Consider the following 17,930-nt stretch of genomic DNA (forward strand, 5'->3'; position numbering starts at 1 on the left):
GAACGAGCGGTCCGCGGGAGCGAGGGCGGCATCGAGCGGACACTGGGCAGCGTGAGCAATCCCTGGGCGGACCCCGACCGGCCGCCGGCCGAGCCCTACGGCGGTCCGCCGCCCACGGTCCCGCAGCCCCCGCCGCACGCCGGGGCATACGGCCCGCCGCCTCCGACCTGGCAGCAGCCGAGCTGGCAGCAACCGGGGTGGCAGCAGCCGGGTTGGGGCCAGCCGGGCTGGGGACCGGCCCCCTACCCGGCGCCCTGGGGGCCGCCGCGACCGCCCGGGCCCCGGCTGCCGGCGCAGGTGACCACCGCCGCCGTGCTCGCCTTCGTGCAGGGGCTGGTCGTGCTGATCGCGTCGCTGTACCTGTGGTTCTTCGCCTCGATCGCCGACGTCGCGTCGAGCGGCCGCCCCGACGTCTACACCTCGGCGACCGCGCGGCAGCTGGCCACCGAGGGGACGGTGCTGGCCGTCGTCCAGCTGGGGTCGGTGGTCGCGCTGGTCGTCGGCGGGCTGCTGGCCCTGACCAAGCGGACGCCCACCGCCTACCGGGTGCTGGCCGGCGCGCACATCGTCCAGCTGCTCATCGCGTGCTACTGGGCCGCGCGGCTGCTCGACGTCCTCGGGGACCTGCCAGGGAACAACGGCGAGGGCTCGCTGGCGGCCTTCTCGCTGTTCTTCGTCGCCGCTCCGGCGGTCTCCCTCGGGCTGCTGCTCAGCGGGGCGGCGCGGCGCTGGTTCACCGGCACCCCACCGGCCTGACCGGCGGGCACGGCAGACTGACGGGTATGCCCGCCGTCCCGTCCGAGCCCGCCCTCCACCCCGAGGTCGCCGCGCTGCTGCGCCGCGACCGCGACGGCCTGGTGGCCGCGGTCGCCCAGCAGCACGACACCGGCGAGGTGCTCATGGTGGCGTGGATGGACGAGGAGGCGCTGCGCCGCACGCTGACCACGGGGCGGGCGACGTACTGGTCGCGCAGCCGGCAGGAGTACTGGACCAAGGGGGAGACCTCCGGGCACCGCCAGTGGGTGCGCGAGGTCCGGCTGGACTGCGACGGCGACGCGCTGCTGCTCCTCGTCGACCAGGAGGGGCCGGCCTGCCACACCGGGGAGCGCAGCTGCTTCCACCGGCCGCTGCCCGTCACCTCCGGGACGGCTGCCCGGGAGGCCGGGGCATGAGGCCCGGTATCGCGACGCCCACCCGCGAGGAGTTCGCCTTCGACCGGCCCATGGTCCCGGTGGTGCGCAAGCTGCTGGCCGACAGCGAGACCGCCGTCGGCGTCTACCGCAAGCTCGCGGGCAACCGCCCCGGCACGGTGCTGCTCGAGTCCGCCGAGCAGGGCAAGCGCTGGGCGCGCTACAGCTTCGTCGGCGCCCGCAGCGCCGGCGTCCTGACCGAGCGCGGCGGCCGGACGCTGTGGCTGGGGGAGGAGCTCCCCGGCCTCACCGACGACCTGCCGGACGATCCGCTGGCCGCCGTCCGCACCCTGGCCCGCCGGCTGCGCTCGCCGCGCACGCCCGGCCTGCCCCCGCTCACCGGAGGGCTGGTCGGCTACCTCGGGTACGACGTCGTCCGGCGCCTGGAGCGGCTGCCCGAGACCAGCACCGACGACCTCGGCATGCCCGAGCTCGCGATGATGCTGGTGACCGACCTCGCGGTGCTCGACCACGCCGACGGGTCGGTGCTGCTCATCGCCAACGCGCTGCGCGGCGGCGCGGACGGGTACGACGACGCCGTCGCCCGGCTCGACGCGATGGCCGCCGACCTCAACCGGCCGGCGCCCCCGGGGGTCGCGGTGCTCGGCGAGGCCGCGGTACCCGCTCCGGCCAGCAACATGGCGCCGGGGGAGTACGAAGCGGGTGTCGAGCGGATCCGCGAGCACATCCGGGCCGGGGACGCCTTCCAGGTCGTGCTCGCCCAGCGCTTCGCGGTGCCGACGACGGCCGACGCCCTGGACCTCTACCGGGTCCTGCGGGCCACCAACCCGTCGCCGTACATGTACCTGCTCCGCTTCGCGGGTCGCGAGTCGCCGTTCGACGTCGTCGGTTCCTCGCCCGAGGCGCTGGTCACGGTGACCGGCTCCTCGGCGGTGGTGCACCCGCCGGCCGGCACCCGCCCCCGCGGAGCCACCCCCGAGGAGGACGCGCGGCTGGCGGAGGGGCTGCTCGCCGATCCGAAGGAGCGGGCCGAGCACGTGATGCTGGTCGACCTGGCCCGCAACGACCTGGGCCGGGTGTGCGTGCCGGGCTCGGTCGAGGTCCCCGACTTCATGCGGGTCGAGCACTACAGCCACGTGATGCACCTGGTGTCTACGGTCGCCGGCGAGGTCGCCCCCGAGCACGATGCCCTCGACGTCTTCGACGCCACCTTCCCGGCCGGCACCGTGTCGGGAGCGCCGAAGCCACGGGCCATGGAGATCATCGAGTCCCTGGAGCCGACGCGACGGGCGCTCTACGCGGGCACCGTCGGGTACGTCGACGCCAGCGGCGACATGGACATGGCCATCGCGATCCGCACCGCGGTGCTGCACGAGGGGCACGCCTACGTGCAGGCCGGCGCCGGGGTGGTCGCCGACAGCGACGCCGCTGCCGAGGAGGCCGAGACCCGGCACAAGGCGCGCGCCGTGCTCTCCGCGATCGCACGAGCCGAGAGCCTGCGGGAGCTGTGACCGCCCGCAAGGAGCTGACGACCGCCGTCCTGGGTGCCGTGCTCGCCGGCGCGCTGGCGCTGATCGCGGGCGGCCAGTCGTGGGCCTCGGTGACCGCCGAGCGCCGAGCTCCGCTCCCGCCGGCGTCGGCCGCCCTGTCCGGCGCCGACGCCGCTCCGCTGGTCCCGGCCGCGGGCCTGGTGCTGCTGGCCGCCACGGTGGCGCTGCTCGCGGTGCGCGGTGCCGCCCGCGTCGTCGTCGGCCTGCTCGCCGCCGTCGCGGGCGGGGCGCTGGTCTGGTCCGGCGTCCGCGCGCTGACCGGCGGGTTGGACGACGCCGCCGCCGACCTGCCGGGTCTGTCCGGCGCGACGGTGACGGGGACGTCGAGCGACGTCGTCGCGACGTGGCCGCTGCTCGCCGTGGTCGCCGGCCTGATCGGCGTGGGCATCGGTGCCCTCAGCGTCCTCCGCGGCCGGGCCTGGCCGGCCATGGGCCGCCGCTACGAGCGGCCGGGCGCGGAGCCGGGTGGGGCCCCGGCCGGCGGGCCCTCGCGCAGCGCCCCCACGGCCAGCGACGAGGATCGCGCCGTCGAGGCGTGGAAGGCGCTGGACCGGGGAGAGGACCCCACCACCGGCCCCACCGCGGACCCCGCCGACGGGCGCGACGTATAGCGGAACCGGCGCGGCTCGCCTCGTCCGCCCCCCGGCCGGACCCGGTCACCGCCGCCTCTAGAGTGGTTCCACCGATCCGGCTGGTGAGGGGACGACGTGCGACAGGCAGTGGTGGTGGGCAGCGGAGGCGCATCCGCGCCGTCAGGGGCGATCCGGTGAATGTCCTCGACGAGATCGTCGCCGGCGTCCGCGAGGACGTCGCCGCCCGTGAGTCGCTGACCCCGCTGGCCGAGGTCAAGGCCGCTGCCCTCGACGCCCGCCCCGCGCTCGACGCCCTCGCCGCGCTGCGCGCCCCCGGGGTCGGCGTCATCGCCGAGGTCAAGCGGCGCAGCCCCTCGAAGGGGGAGCTGGCCGACATCCCCGACCCCGCCGAGCTGGCGAGCCAGTACGCCGCCGGCGGCGCCCGGGTGATCTCCGTCCTCACCGAGCGCCGGCGCTTCGGCGGCTCGCAGGCGGATCTCGCCGCCGTCCGCGCCGTCGTCGACGTCCCGATCCTGTGCAAGGACTTCGTGGTCAGCAGCTACCAGGTGCACGAGGCCCGTGCGCACGGCGCCGACGTCGTCCTGCTGATCGTCGCCGCGCTCGAGCAGAACGTGCTCGTCGGCCTGCTCGAGCGGGTGGAGTCGCTCGGGATGACGGCGCTGGTCGAGGTGCACACCGAGGCGGAGGCCGACCGCGCGCTGGACGCCGGCGCGTCGGTCATCGGCGTCAACGCCCGCGACCTCACCACGCTGCAGGTGGACAGGTCGACGTTCGAGCGGATCGCACCGGGCCTGCCCTCGACGGTGGTCAAGGTCGCCGAGTCCGGCGTCCGCGGGCCGCACGACCTCATCTCCTACGCCGCGGCCGGCGCCGACGCCGTGCTCGTGGGGGAGGGGCTGGTCACGGCCGGCGACGCCCGCCAGGCCGTGGCCGACCTGGTGACGGCGGGGGCGCACCCCGCGACGCCGCGCACCACCCGCTGATCCCTAGGCTGGGCGGCATGACCGCCAGTTCGCTGCCGCCCGGAGACCTCTCCCTGCCGGCGCGCCCGGGCTGGCCCGACGCCACCGGCCACTTCGGCGTCTTCGGCGGCCGGTTCGTCCCCGAGGCGCTGATCGCGGCGCTCGACGACCTCACCGAGGCCTACGAGGCGATGCGGGTCGACCGCGCCTTCCTCGCCGAGTTCGCCGCGCTGCAGCGCGACTACACCGGCCGGCCCAGCGCGCTCACCGAGGTGCCGAAGTTCGCCGAGCACTGCGGCGGCGCCCGGGTGCTGCTCAAGCGCGAGGACCTCAACCACACCGGCTCGCACAAGATCAACAACGTGCTGGGGCAGGCGCTGCTGACCAAGCGGATCGGCAAGACGCGGGTGATCGCCGAGACCGGCGCCGGGCAGCACGGGGTGGCGACGGCGACGGCCGCGGCGCTCATGGGGCTCTCCTGCACCGTCTACATGGGCGAGGAGGACACCCGGCGGCAGGCGCTCAACGTGGCCCGCATGCGGCTGCTCGGCGCCGAGGTCGTCCCGGTGGCCACCGGCTCCCGCACGCTCAAGGACGCGATCAACGAGGCCTTCCGCGACTGGGTCACCAACGTGGAGACGACGAACTACGTCTTCGGCACCGTCGCCGGCCCGCACCCGTTCCCGGCGATGGTGCGCGACTTCCAGCGGGTGATCGGCGACGAGGCCCGCGCCCAGGTGCTCGAGCGCGAGGGCCGGCTGCCCGACGCCGTCCTCGCCTGCGTGGGCGGCGGCTCCAACGCGATCGGCATCTTCACCGCGTTCGTGCCCGACGACGGCGTCCGGCTGATCGGCCTCGAGGCCGGGGGAGACGGCGTCGACACGGCCCGGCACGCGGCGACGATCACCGGCGGCACGCCCGGCGTCCTGCACGGCGCCCGCTCCTACCTGCTGCAGGACGAGAACGGCCAGACCATCGAGTCGCACTCGATCAGCGCCGGCCTGGACTACCCCGGCGTCGGGCCGGAGCACTCCTACCTGCACGACATCGGTCGCGCCGAGTACCGCCCCGTCACCGACGCCGAGGCCATGGAGGCATTCGCGCTGCTCTGCCGCACCGAGGGCATCATCCCGGCGATCGAGTCGGCGCACGCGCTGGCCGGCGCGATGGCGCTGGGCCGCGAGCTGGGGCCGGACGCGCTGCTGCTGGTCAACCTCTCCGGCCGCGGCGACAAGGACGTCGAGACCGCCTCCCGCTGGTTCGGCCTCGGCGACCGCGACGAGGTGGACCCCGGCCCGGGCCTGGACACCGACCAGAACCCGACCGAGGGCGCGGTCAGCAACGACGAGGCCGTGAGCGGTCCCGAGGCGGGGGAGACGGCGTGAGGCCCGAGAGCGACGCCGGAGTGAGCATCGCAGCGAGCGCCAGCGAGCGAGGAGCGGAGCGAGGGCGGAGCCGAGCCATGTCACAGCTGGACCGGCGGATCGCCGCGGCGAAGGACGAGGGGCGCGCGGCGCTCGTCGCCTACCTGCCCGTCGGCTACCCCGACGTCGACGCCTCGATCGGCGCGATGGTGGCGGCCGTCGAGGCCGGGGCGGACGTCATCGAGATCGGCGTCCCCTACAGCGATCCCGGCATGGACGGCCCCGTCATCCAGCAGGCCGTGGACGTCGCGGTCCGCGCCGGTGTCGGCCTGCGCGACGCGCTGCGTGCGGTCGAGGCGGTCGCCGCCGCCGGAGCGGTCGCCGTGGTGATGAGCTACTGGAACCCGATCGAGCGCTACGGGGTGGATCGCTTCGCCGCCGATCTCGCCGCCGCGGGGGGAGCCGGGGCCATCACGCCCGACCTCATCCCCGACGAGGCGGCGGAGTGGATCGCCGCCTCCGACGCGCACGGCCTGGACCGGGTCTTCCTGGTCGCGCCGTCGTCCACCGACGCGCGGCTGCGCTCCACGACCGCCGCCTGCCGCGGCTTCGTCTACGCCGCGTCGACGATGGGCGTGACGGGCACCCGGGCCACCGTGGGCAACGCCGCCGAGGCACTGGTGGCACGCACCCGGGCGGCCGCTCCCGACCTGGCCGTCTGCGTCGGCCTGGGCGTCTCCGACGGGAACCAGGCGGCCGAGGTGGCCGCCTTTGCCGACGGGGTGATCGTGGGATCGGCCTACGTCCGCGAACTGCTCGAGGGCCGCGGGGCCGACGGCGTGCGCGCGCTCACCACCGACCTCGCCGCGGGCGTCCGCCGGGCGGGAGTGCAGGCGTGACCGTCCTGGCGGCCATCCCGAGCCCGTCCCAGAGCGTCTGGGAGCTCGGGCCGTTCCCGCTGCGCGCCTACGCGCTGGCCATCATCGCCGGCATCGTGGCCGCGATCTGGCTGACCGACCGGCGCTGGCGCGCCCGCGGCGGCGCGCCGGAGGACGTGCTCGACATCGCGATGTGGGCGGTGCCGTTCGGGATCGTCGGCGGACGCATCTACCACGTCGTCACCAGCCCGCAGGCCTACTTCGGCGAGGGCGGCGAGCCGCTGGAGGCCTTCGCGATCTGGAACGGCGGTCTGGGCATCTGGGGCGCCATCTTCTTCGGCGGGATCGGCGCCTGGATCGCCTGCCGCCGCCGGGGCATCCCGCTGCCCGCCTTCGCCGACGCCATCGCTCCCGGCCTGCTGGTCGCCCAGGCCATCGGCCGGCTCGGCAACTGGTTCAACCAGGAGCTCTACGGCCGGCCCACCGACCTGCCCTGGGGCCTGGAGATCGACCCGCAGTACCGGCAGGACGGCTACGAGGCGTTCACCACGTTCCACCCGACGTTCCTCTACGAGCTGCTGTGGAACCTCGCCGCCGCTGCGGTGGTCATCTGGGCCGACCGCCGCTTCCGGCTCTCCCACGGCCGCGCCTTCGCCCTCTACGTCGCGCTCTACTGCACCGGCCGGCTCTGGATCGAGCTGCTGCGGATCGACGACGCGAACCGGATCCTCGGCGTCCGGGTCAACGTGATCACCGCGATCGTCGTCGGCCTGCTCGCCGTGGCCTACCTGGTGTGGCAGCGGGGCCGGCCCCGCGAGGTCATCACCCGCGGCGAGGAGTACGCCGCCCGGGCGCTCGCCGAGAGCGAGGGGACGACGGCGGACCCGACCGCGACGAGCACGCGACCGGCCGAGGGCGACCGGCGACCACGCGATCCGGACTGACGTCGCGCCGGAGCTGCCGGGCGCCGGAGTGACAGGCGCCGTGTGATCGGCGCCTGAGTGAGCGGCGCCGACGCGCGGAATGTGATGTTTTCCGACGTGGCGGTGGTGTTACGGCTGTGTACCCTTCGCACGGACCCGTCGGTGATCCCGGCCGGGTCCTCACCGTCGGAACCGGGCCAGCGTTGCCCCGCGCACGACAGCCAGGCCGGGCACCTCCCGGTCGGGCTCGCGAGTCAGTCGCCGGTAGCCGGGACGTAGGTCCCCCGCCGACGGCCGCACTCGCCCCACGTGCCGCCAGCTACCCCCGACCCTCGACCCTCCGGCCCCCGGGCCCTCTGCCCCGTCCGTCCCCTCGTCGGGACCGGACGTCGCCGACGACGGGAGTGACATGTCCCAGCCGCCCGCCACCACCGCCGTCCCCACCTCGGCGCTGCCCGCCGCTGTGCCCTTCTCGGCGCTGCCCGCCCCCACCGGCCTCTACGACCCGGCCAACGACAAGGACGCCTGCGGTGTCGCCTTCGTGGCCGACGCCCGGGGCCGGCGCTCGCGCGACATCGTCGCCAAGGGCCTGACCGCGCTGCACAACCTCGACCACCGCGGTGCCGCCGGCGCCGAGCCGAACTCGGGCGACGGCGCGGGCATCCTCACCCAGGTGCCCGACGCGCTCCTGCGCGGCAGCGTCGAGTTCGAACTGCCGCCGGCCGGCGAGTACTCCGTCGGGATCGCCTTCCTCCCCACCGACGAGGCCGAGCGCGCCGCCCGAGTGGCGGACGTCGCCCGCCTGGCCGCGGAGGAGGGGCTGACGGTCCTGGGCTGGCGGGACGTGCCGATCGACCCGGACGGCGCCGACCTCGGCCCCACCGCGCGCGCGGTCATGCCGCACTTCGCGCAGCTGTTCGTCGCCGAGACGATGGGCGCGCGGGCCGACGGGAGCGCCTTCGGCGGCAACGTCACCTGCCACGGCGTCACCCGGCTCGAGCGCCGCTCGTTCGTGCTGCGCAAGCGCGCCGAGCGCGCCGCCGTCGACGCGGGGAGCTCGCTCTACATCGCCTCGCTCTCGTCGCGGACGATCACTTACAAGGGCATGCTGACCACCGACCAGCTGCCGCTGTTCTTCCCCGACCTGCGCGACGAGCGCTACGAGTCGGCGCTCGCGCTCGTGCACAGCCGGTTCTCGACGAACACCTTCCCGAGCTGGCCGCTGGCGCACCCGTTCCGCTTCATCGCGCACAACGGCGAGATCAACACGATCAAGGGCAACCGCAACCGCATGCGGGCCCGCGAGGCGAAGCTCGCCACGGAGCTGTTCGACGGCCCGGCCGGCCCCGCCTCCGAGCTGGGGCTGGAGCGGATCTTCCCGGTCACCGCCAGCGACTTCAGCGACTCGGCGACCTTCGACGAGGTCCTCGAGCTGCTGCACCTCTCGGGCCGGTCGCTGCCGCACGCCGTCCTCATGATGATCCCGGAGGCGTGGGAGAACCACGACGAGATGGACCCGGCCCGCCGGGCCTTCTACCGGTTCCACGCCTCGATCATGGAGCCCTGGGACGGCCCCGCCGCGGTCTGCTTCACCGACGGCACGCTCATCGGCGCCGTCCTCGACCGCAACGGCCTGCGCCCGGGCCGCTGGTGGCACACCAAGGACGACCTGGTGGTCCTCGCCAGCGAGGTCGGCGTCCTGGACATCCCGGCGGCCGACGTCGTCGCCAAGGGCCGGCTGCAGCCCGGCCGGATGTTCCTCGTCGACACCGCGTCGGGGCGGATCGTCTCCGACGAGGAGGTCAAGGGCGCCCTGGCCGCCGAGCACCCCTACGACGACTGGCTGCACGCCGGCCTGGTGCAGCTGCCCTCGCTGCCCGAGCGCCGCCGCGCCCGACCCAGCCACGAGTCCGTGGTCCGCCGGCAGACGATGTTCGGCTACACGGAGGAGGAGCTGCGCGTCCTCGTGCAGCCGATGGCGGCCAGCGGCGCCGAGCCGATCGGCTCGATGGGCACCGACACCCCGATCGCGGCCCTCTCCGACCGCTCCCGGCTGCTGTACGACTACTTCGGCCAGCTGTTCGCACAGGTGACCAACCCGCCGCTGGACGCGATCCGCGAGGAGCTCGTCACCAGCCTGGGCCGCACCTTCGGGCCCGAGCAGAACCTGCTCAAGGCCACCCCCGCCTCGGCGCGGCAGGTGTACCTGCCGTTCCCCGTCATCGACAACGACGAGCTGGCCAAGATCCTGCACATCGACGACGACGGCGACCTGCCCGGCTACGCCGCCGTCCGGATCACCGGCCACTTCGACGTCACCGGCGGCGGCCCCGCGCTCGCGCAGGCGGTCGAGGAGCTGCGCACGAAAGTCAGCAAGGCGATCGCGGCCGGCGCCCGGATCATCGTGCTCTCCGACCGCGACTCCGACGAGCAGCGCGCGCCGATCCCGTCGCTGCTCATGACCGCCGCGGTCCACCACCACCTCGTGCGGGAGAAGACCCGCATGGAGGTCGGCCTGGTCGTCGAGTCCGGCGACTGCCGCGAGGTCCACCACGTCGCCCTGCTGCTGGGCTACGGCGCGGCCGCGGTCAACCCGTACCTGGCCTTCGAGTCGATCGAGGACCTGATCCGCGACGGTCAGCTCACCGGCGTGGAGCCCGCCCAGGCCGTGCGCAACATGGTGAAGGCGCTCGGCAAGGGCGTGCTCAAGGTGATGAGCAAGATGGGCATCAGCACCGTCGGCTCGTACACGATGGCGCAGATCTTCGAGGCCGTGGGCCTGTCGAAGGAGCTCGTCGACGAGTACTTCACCGGCACCTCGTGCCCGATCGACGGCGTCGGCATCGACGTGCTCGCCGAGGAGGTGGCCATCCGCCACCGCCGGGCCTACCCGGAGAACCCCACCGAGACCGCGCACCGCCGGCTCGAGGTGGGCGGGGAGTACCAGTGGCGCCGCGAGGGCGAGGTGCACCTGTTCAACCCCGAGACGGTGTTCCTGCTGCAGCACGCCACCCGGTCACGGCAGTACGAGGTGTTCCAGAAGTACACCGACACCGTCGACCGGCTCTCCGAGGAGGCCGGCACGTTGCGCGGGCTGTTCGGGCTGCGAACGGGCGTGCGCCCGCCGGTGCCGCTCGACGAGGTGGAGCCGGTGAGCGAGATCGTCAAGCGGTTCCAGACGGGTGCGATGAGCTACGGCTCGATCTCGCAGGAGTCGCACGAGACCCTGGCGATCGCCATGAACCGGCTGGGCGGCAAGTCCAACACCGGTGAGGGCGGCGAGGACCCCGACAGGTTCACCCGTGACCCGAACGGCGACCTCCGCCGCTCCGCGATCAAGCAGGTGGCCAGCGGCCGGTTCGGCGTCACCAGCGAGTACCTGGTCAACGCCGACGACATCCAGATCAAGATGGCCCAGGGCGCCAAGCCCGGCGAGGGCGGCCAGCTGCCCGGCGGCAAGGTCTACCCGTGGGTGGCCCGCACCCGGCACTCGACGCCGGGGGTGGGGCTGATCAGCCCGCCGCCGCACCACGACATCTACTCGATCGAGGACCTCAAGCAGCTCATCCACGACCTGAAGAACGCCAACGACCAGGCGCGGATCAACGTCAAGCTGGTCGCCGAGGTCGGGGTCGGGACCGTCGCGGCGGGGGTCAGCAAGGCCCACGCCGACCTGGTGCTCATCTCCGGCCACGACGGCGGGACGGGTGCCGCCCCGCTGACCTCGCTCAAGCACGCCGGCTCCCCGTGGGAGCTGGGCCTGGCGGAGACCCAGCAGACGCTGCTGGCCAACGGGCTGCGGGACCGCATCGTGGTGCAGGCCGACGGGCAGATGAAGACCGGGCGGGACGTGATCGTCGCGGCGCTGCTGGGTGCGGAGGAGTTCGGCTTCGCCACCGCCCCGCTGGTCGTCTCCGGCTGCGTGATGATGCGGGTCTGCCACCTCGACACCTGCCCGGTCGGCGTCGCGACGCAGAATCCCGAGCTGCGCAAGCGGTTCACCGGCCGGCCCGAGTTCGTCGTCACCTTCTTCGAGTTCCTCGCCCAGCAGGTGCGCGAGTACCTGGCCGAGCTCGGGTTCCGGTCGCTGGACGAGGCGGTCGGCCACGCGGAGCTGCTGGACACCCGGCCCGCGGTCCACCACTGGAAGGCCGCCGGACTCGACCTCGCCCCGCTGCTGGTCGTGCCCGAGCTGCCCGAGGGGACGCCGCGGCGCAAGGTGCGCGACCAGGACCACGGTCTCGACGTCGCGCTGGACCAGACCCTGATCCAGCTGTGCGAGGGGGCGCTGCTCGACGCGCAGCCGGTCACCCTCGAGCTGCCGGTGCGCAACGTCAACCGCACCGTCGGCACGATGCTCGGCTCGATGGTCACCCGCCGCTTCGGCGGCGAGGGGCTGCCCGACGGGACGATCGACCTCACCTTCGGTGGCTCGGCCGGCCAGTCCTTCGGCGCGTTCGTGCCGCGGGGGATCACCATGCGGCTCTACGGCGACGCGAACGACTACGTCGGCAAGGGGCTGTCCGGTGGCCGCATCATCGTGCGGCCCTCGCGCGAGGCGACCTTCGCCGCGGAGGACAACGTGGTCGCGGGCAACGTCATCGGCTACGGCGCGACCGGCGGGGAGATCTTCCTGCGCGGCCGGGTGGGCGAGCGGTTCTGCGTCCGCAACTCCGGGGCGCTCGCCGTCGTCGAGGGCGTGGGCGACCACGCGCTGGAGTACATGACCGGTGGCCGCGCGGTGATCCTGGGCCCGACGGGTCGCAACATCGCGGCCGGCATGTCCGGGGGCATCGCCTACGTGCTGGACCTGGCCCGGCACCGGGTCAACCCGGAGATGGTCGACGTCGAACCGCTGGACGGCGAGCAGTCCCAGTGGCTGCGGGACGTGCTGGTGCGCTACGCCGGGGAGACCGAGTCGCCCGTGGCGCACGCGCTGCTGGCCGACTGGGGCCGCTGGTCGGAGCAGTTCAGCGTGATCATGCCGAGGGACTACCGCCGGGCCATGGACGCGGTGCGCATGGCCGAGGCCAACGGGACCGACGTCGACCTGGCAGTGATGGAGGCAGCGCGTGGCTGACACGACGGGATTCCTGAAGTTCGAGCGGGAGCTCCCGCCGCGGCGGCCCGTGGAGGTCCGCATCCGGGACTGGAAGGACGTCTACTCGGCGCGCCAGAACGGCGAGGATCCGCTGTTCCCGACCGCCGAGGTGCGCAAGCAGGCGGCGCGCTGCATGGACTGCGGCATCCCCTTCTGCCACCACGCGTGCCCCGTGGCCAACCTGATCCCCGAGTGGAACGACCTGGCCCGGCGGGACGACTGGCACGACGCGATCGAGCGGCTGCACGCGACCAACAACTTCCCCGAGTTCACCGGGAAGCTGTGCCCGGCGCCGTGCGAGGGCTCCTGCGTGCTCAACCTGCAGGAGTCGCCGGTCACCATCAAGCAGATCGAGTGGGAGATCATCGACCGCGCCTGGGACGAGGGCTGGGTCGCCCCGCTCGCGCCCACCGAGCGCACCGGCAAGTCGGTCGCCGTCGTCGGGTCGGGCCCCGCCGGCCTGGCCGCCGCCCAGCAGCTGACCCGTGCCGGTCACGACGTGACCGTCTTCGAGCGCGCGGACCGCATCGGCGGGCTGCTGCGGTACGGCATCCCCGAGTTCAAGATGGAGAAGGCCGTCCTCGACCGGCGGCTGGACCAGATGCGCGCCGAGGGCACCCGGTTCGTCACTGGCGTCGAGGTGGGCGGCAGCGCCGAGGCCGACCTGTCGGTCGAGCAGCTGCGAGGCGACTTCGACGCCGTGGTGCTCGCCGGCGGGGCGACGGTCGGCCGCGACCTGCCGGCCCCCGGCCGCGAGCTGGCCGGCATCCACCTGGCCATGGAGTACCTGTCCTACGGCAACCTGCAGGCGCTGGGCGAGCTCGACGAGCCGCCGATCGACGCGGCCGGCAAGCACGTCGTGATCATCGGCGGCGGCGACACCGGTGCCGACTGCCTCGGCACCGCGCACCGCCAGGGGGCGGCGTCGGTGACCCAGCTGGAGATCATGCCGGCCCCGCCGGACAGCCGGGACCACGGCAGCAACCCGTGGCCGACCTATCCGCTGATCATGCGGGTCTCCAGCGCCCACGAGGAGGGCGGCGAGCGGCTGTACTCGGTGAACACCGAGCGGTTCCTCGGTCATGAGGAGGGCCCCGCCCGCGGCACCGTGCGCGCCCTGCTGCTGCACGAGGTCGAGCGCGTCGACGGCCGGTTCCAGAAGGTCGAGGGCACCGAGCGCGAGCTCCCGGCGGATCTCGTCTTCCTGGCGATGGGCTTCACCGGTGCCCAGCGCGAGGGCTGCGTCGACGGGCTCGGGGTCGCGGTCGACGACCGCGGCAACGTCGTCCGGGACGGCGAGTTCATGTCCACCGTGCCCGGGGTCTTCGTGGCCGGGGACATGGGCCGGGGGCAGTCGCTCATCGTGTGGGCGATCGCGGAGGGCCGGGCGGCCGCCGCGGCCGTCGACACCTGGCTCACCGGCAGCTCGATGCTGCCCCGCCCCGTCACGCCCACGGCCGTGGCTCTCCGTTAACCGCCCCGCCCTGCTCCCGTCCCCGACCACCACTAGCTTGGAGCCATGTCCCGCCGCGCCAAGATCGTCTGCACCCTGGGTCCGGCCACCGCGTCCGCCGAGCAGGTGATCGCGCTCGTCGAGTCGGGCATGGACGTCGCCCGGCTGAACTTCAGCCACGGCGCGCACGCCGACCACGCCGCTGCCTACCGCCTGGTGCGGGAGGCCTCCGACCGCACCGGCCACGCCGTGGCCGTCCTCGCCGACCTCCAGGGTCCGAAGATCCGGCTCGGCACCTTCGCCGACGGCCAGGTGGAGTGGCCGACCGGCAGCCAGGTCGTCATCACCGTCGACGACGTCGAGGGCACCGCCACCCGCGTGTCGACGACGTACAAGGACCTGGTCAACGACGTCTCGGTCGGCGATCGGCTGCTCGTCGACGACGGCAACCTGGCGCTGACCGTGCTCTCGGTGGAGGGGCCCGACGTCACCTGCCTGGTGGTGGAGGGCGGCCCGGTCTCCAACAACAAGGGCCTCTCGCTGCCCGGCGTCGCGGTGAGCGTCCCCGCGCTGTCGGACAAGGACGCCGACGACCTCCGGTTCGCGCTGAACCTCGGCGTGGACTTCATCGCCCTGTCGTTCGTCCGATCGCCGGACGACGTGGAGCTGGTGCGGCGCATCATGCGCCAGGAGGGCATCGAGGTGCCCGTCATCGCCAAGCTCGAGAAGCCCGAGGCCGTCGAGCGGCTGGACGAGATCGTCGAGGCGTTCGAGGGGCTCATGGTGGCCCGCGGCGACCTGGGCGTGGAGCTCCCGCTGGAGCAGGTGCCGCTGGTGCAGAAGCGGGCGATCCAGTCGGCGCGCGAGCGCAACAAGCCGGTCATCGTCGCCACCCAGATGCTCGAGTCGATGATCACCAACTCGCGGCCGACCCGTGCCGAGGCCTCCGACGTCGCCAACGCGGTGCTCGACGGCGCGGACGCGGTGATGCTGTCGGGGGAGACCTCCGTGGGCGCCTACCCGATCGCCGCCGTCCGCACGATGGACCGGATCATCGACGCGGTGGAGGTCGACCACGCGCCCGTGCCGGAGGTCGCCCGCCGCTCGCGCTCGCGGTCCGGCGCGATCGTCCGCGCCGCCCGCGACGTCGGGGAGGCGCTCGACGTCAAGGCGCTGTGCACCTTCACGCAGACCGGCGAGACGACCCGTCGGCTCTCCGCGCTGCACCCCCGGCAGCCGCTGCTCGCGTTCACCGTGGACGCCCGGGTGCGCAGCCAGCTGGCGCTGTCGTGGGGGGTCGAGACGTTCCTCGTCCCGCAGGTCGAGCACACCGACGACATGATCGCCCAGGTGGACTTCTCGCTGCTCTCGATCGGCCGGCTGCAGGTGGGCGACCGCGTGGTGGTCGTGGCCGGCAGCCCGCCGAACACCGTCGGATCGACCAACCTGATCCGCGTGCACGAGGTCGGTACCGACTCGTGAGCGAGGAGACCGTGCCGACGTCGCAGGCCGCCGCGCTCATGGCCGTCCTGGCGCTGGAGGAGCGCGAGCCCGACGTCTTCGTCGGCCAGACGCCGCGCACCAGGATGCAGCGCATCTTCGGCGGGCAGGTGGCCGGGCAGGCGCTCATGGCGGCGACCCGCACCCTGCCGGAGGGGCGTGCGGTGCACTCGCTGCACTCCTACTTCCTGCGCCCGGGTGATCCGAACGAGGAGATCCGCTACGCCGTCGAGCGGATGCGCGACGGCCGGACCTTCAGCACCCGCCGGGTGGTCGCCTGGCAGCGCCGGGCCGACAAGGACGCCGCGATCTTCGTGCTCACCGCGGACGCGTCGGCGGGGGAGGCCGCGGTGGCCGAGCACTCCCTGCCGATGCCCGACGTGCCGGATCCCGAGAGCCTGCCGTCGTTCATGGACCTGATGGCCGCCCGCGGCGAGACGCGGGTGTCCCGCAGCCTGGGCGAGGCGGTGGAGCAGCGGCTGCTCGAGCACCCGTGGGACCGGCCGCCGAAGACCTACCCCAACACGAAGTCCTGGGCGTGGATGCGGGTGTCCGGGCAGCTGCCCGACGACCAGCCCGTGCACGCGGCTGCGCTGACGTTCGCCAGCGACCTCAGCCTGCTCGGTGCGGGCACCGCCCGCCTCGGCGGCGGCTGGGGCAAGACGGCGGGCTCGAGCCTGGACCACGCGGTCTGGTTCCACCAGCCGGTGCGGGCCGACGAGTGGTTCCTCTACGAGACCGACAGCCCCGCGGCGTCGCACGGGCGGGCGCTGTGCTTCGGCCAGATCTGGGCGGCCGACGGCACCCACGTCGCCACGGTCACCCAGCAGGGCCTCATCCGCTCGCTCGAGTAGGGCCCCCTCCGCAGCAGGTCACCTGCGGGCCGCCGCCTGCTCGGCGGCCCGGGTGGCGAAGTCGGCGGCCAGCCAGTCGTGGCCCTCGCACAGCAGCGCCCAGGCCCGCTCGACGTGCGTCCGCGTCGTCGTCGGTGAACCGACGGCGATCCGCAGGACCGCGCGTCCGCCGACGGTGGTGTGGGTCAGGAAGACCTCGCCGCTGTCGTTGAGCCGCTCGAGCAGGGTCATGGTCGCGACGTCGGCGTCCACCTCGGCCGGCCAGCGGGGCGTGAGGCACACCAGCGACAAGGGGTGGGGCTGCAGGACGTCGAAGCGCTGGTCGGCCTCGGCCCAGCCGGCGAGCTCCTGGGCGAGCGCGACCGAGCTGCGGATGTGCGCGCGCAGCCCCTCGGCGCCGTACCAGCGCAGGACGAACCACAGCTTCAGCGCGCGGAACCGCCGGCCCAGCGGGATCTGCCAGTCGCGGAAGTCGACCACGGCGCCGGCGTCGGTGGCGGCGTTGCGCAGGTACTCGGGGAGGATCGCCAGCGCCCCGGTGAGCGCGGCCCGGTCGGCGACCCAGAACAGGGTGGCGTCGAAGCCGGTCAGCAGCCACTTGTGCGCGTCGGTGGTGTAGCTGTCGGCCCACTCGACGCCGGCCTGGAGCTCGCGCAGCTCGGGGACGAGCGCGCTGACGCCGGCGTAGGCCGCGTCCACGTGCAGCCAGGCGCCGTGCTCGCGGCAGATCGGGCCGAGCGCGGCCAGCGGGTCGACGGCCGTGGTGGACGTCGTCCCGACCGTCGCGCACACCAGCACCGGCGTGTAGCCGCGGGCCACGTCCCGCGCCATCCGGGCGGCCAGCGCGCCGGGATCCATCGCGAGGTCGCCGTCCACCTCGACGATGCGGACCGCGTCGCTGCCCAGGCCCGCGACGCGCACCGCCTTCTCCATGGAGGAGTGGGTCTCGGCGGAGACGTAGACGGTGGCCCGGTCGGGCTCGACACCGCAGCGGACGGTGCCGCCGCCGCTGGCGCGGTGCAGCGCGGCCAGGAGCGCGACCAGGTTGGCGCCGGAGCTGGAGTCCTGGACGACGCCGCCGCCGGAGCCGGTGGAGCGGAAGGACGCCGGCAGGCCGAGCAGTTCGGCGAACCAGTCCATGACGTGCTGCTCGAGCTCGGTGGCCGCGGGGCTGGTCACCCAGGACATGCCCTGCACGCCGAGGCCGGCCGAGACGAGGTCGCCGAGGACGGAGGGGCCGGAGGTGTTGGCCGGGAAGTACCCGAAGAAGCCGGGGTGCTGCCAGTGGGTGAGCCCGGGGACCACGACGCGGTCGAGGTCGGCCAGCACGTCGCCGAAGGGCTCGCCCTGTTCCGGGGGAGCCGGCGGCAGGGCGGCGCGCACGTCACCGGGCGCTGCCGTCGACCGGACCGGGAAGGTGCCGATCCGCGACCAGTAGTCGGCGATCCAGTCGACGACCTCGTGGCCGTGCTGCCGGAACTGCTCGGGAGTCATGTGCGGAGCGGGCTCGGTCACCCCCTCACCGTATTGCCCGCGAGGAGCGGGGCCCGAAGGGTCCCCGACGAGCGAGGCGGCGCAAGACGAAGACGCCGGGACAGGAG

At 74.0% G+C, this 17,930-nt stretch carries 13 protein-coding genes; 12 read left to right on the forward strand and 1 reads right to left on the reverse strand.

The annotated features are described in order from the left end of the window. Positions 1 to 51: 51 nt before the first annotated feature. The 12 genes from A6V29_RS18320 (at position 52) to A6V29_RS18375 (ending at position 16,329) form a co-directional block, all read left to right on the forward strand. Positions 52 to 756 (forward strand): hypothetical protein, encoded by a 705-nt coding sequence (locus A6V29_RS18320; protein WP_137161642.1) that lies wholly within the window; start codon positions 52 to 54, stop codon positions 754 to 756. 26 nt (positions 757 to 782) lie between these two features. Then, positions 783 to 1,172, forward strand: a complete 390-nt coding sequence (gene hisI / locus A6V29_RS18325) for a phosphoribosyl-AMP cyclohydrolase (protein WP_137161643.1) — start codon at positions 783 to 785, stop codon at positions 1,170 to 1,172. After that, positions 1,169 to 2,662, forward strand: a complete 1,494-nt coding sequence (locus A6V29_RS18330; RefSeq protein WP_137161644.1) for an anthranilate synthase component I — start codon at positions 1,169 to 1,171, stop codon at positions 2,660 to 2,662. Before hisI ends, A6V29_RS18330 begins: the two co-directional genes overlap by 4 nt. Next, positions 2,659 to 3,312 carry a Trp biosynthesis-associated membrane protein gene (locus A6V29_RS18335; protein WP_137161645.1) on the forward strand — a complete coding sequence of 218 codons (654 nt, stop codon included), beginning with the start codon at positions 2,659 to 2,661 and terminating at the stop codon, positions 3,310 to 3,312. The genes A6V29_RS18330 and A6V29_RS18335 overlap by 4 nt, the downstream gene beginning before the upstream one ends. A 155-nt stretch (positions 3,313 to 3,467) precedes the next feature. Continuing rightward, positions 3,468 to 4,277, forward strand: a complete 810-nt coding sequence (trpC, locus tag A6V29_RS18340; protein ID WP_137161646.1) for an indole-3-glycerol phosphate synthase TrpC — start codon at positions 3,468 to 3,470, stop codon at positions 4,275 to 4,277. 17 nt (positions 4,278 to 4,294) lie between these two features. Then, complete coding sequence (gene trpB / locus A6V29_RS18345; RefSeq protein ID WP_137161647.1) at positions 4,295 to 5,641, forward strand: tryptophan synthase subunit beta; 1,347 nt, start codon at positions 4,295 to 4,297, stop codon at positions 5,639 to 5,641. Positions 5,642 to 5,718: 77 nt separating this feature from the next. After that, positions 5,719 to 6,519, forward strand: a complete 801-nt coding sequence (trpA, locus tag A6V29_RS18350) for a tryptophan synthase subunit alpha (RefSeq protein ID WP_137161648.1) — start codon at positions 5,719 to 5,721, stop codon at positions 6,517 to 6,519. Continuing rightward, positions 6,516 to 7,442, forward strand: coding sequence for a prolipoprotein diacylglyceryl transferase (gene lgt / locus A6V29_RS18355; RefSeq protein WP_137161649.1), 927 nt, complete (start codon positions 6,516 to 6,518; stop codon positions 7,440 to 7,442). Before trpA ends, lgt begins: the two co-directional genes overlap by 4 nt. A gap of 388 nt (positions 7,443 to 7,830) precedes the next feature. After that, positions 7,831 to 12,501 (forward strand): glutamate synthase large subunit, encoded by a 4,671-nt coding sequence (gltB, locus tag A6V29_RS18360; RefSeq protein WP_212719593.1) that lies wholly within the window; start codon positions 7,831 to 7,833, stop codon positions 12,499 to 12,501. After that, entirely contained in the window at positions 12,494 to 13,996 is a 1,503-nt protein-coding gene (locus tag A6V29_RS18365) for a glutamate synthase subunit beta (protein WP_137161650.1), read from the forward strand. The genes gltB and A6V29_RS18365 overlap by 8 nt, the downstream gene beginning before the upstream one ends. 45 nt (positions 13,997 to 14,041) lie before the next feature. Beyond that, positions 14,042 to 15,457, forward strand: coding sequence for a pyruvate kinase (gene pyk, locus A6V29_RS18370; RefSeq protein WP_137161651.1), 1,416 nt, complete (start codon positions 14,042 to 14,044; stop codon positions 15,455 to 15,457). Next, positions 15,454 to 16,329: an acyl-CoA thioesterase gene (locus A6V29_RS18375; RefSeq protein ID WP_249933330.1), complete on the forward strand. Its 876-nt coding sequence runs from the start codon at positions 15,454 to 15,456 to the stop codon at positions 16,327 to 16,329. Before pyk ends, A6V29_RS18375 begins: the two co-directional genes overlap by 4 nt. A gap of 18 nt (positions 16,330 to 16,347) precedes the next feature. Here the strand turns inward: A6V29_RS18375 and A6V29_RS18380 are convergent, their stop codons facing one another. After that, on the reverse strand, positions 16,348 to 17,844 hold the full coding sequence (locus A6V29_RS18380; protein ID WP_249933331.1) for a pyridoxal-dependent decarboxylase: 1,497 nt from the start codon (positions 17,842 to 17,844) through the stop codon (positions 16,348 to 16,350). Positions 17,845 to 17,930 lie beyond the last annotated feature (86 nt).

The sequence above is a fragment of the Blastococcus sp. CCUG 61487 genome (assembly GCF_005222955.1).
GTDB lineage: Bacteria > Actinomycetota > Actinomycetes > Mycobacteriales > Geodermatophilaceae > Blastococcus.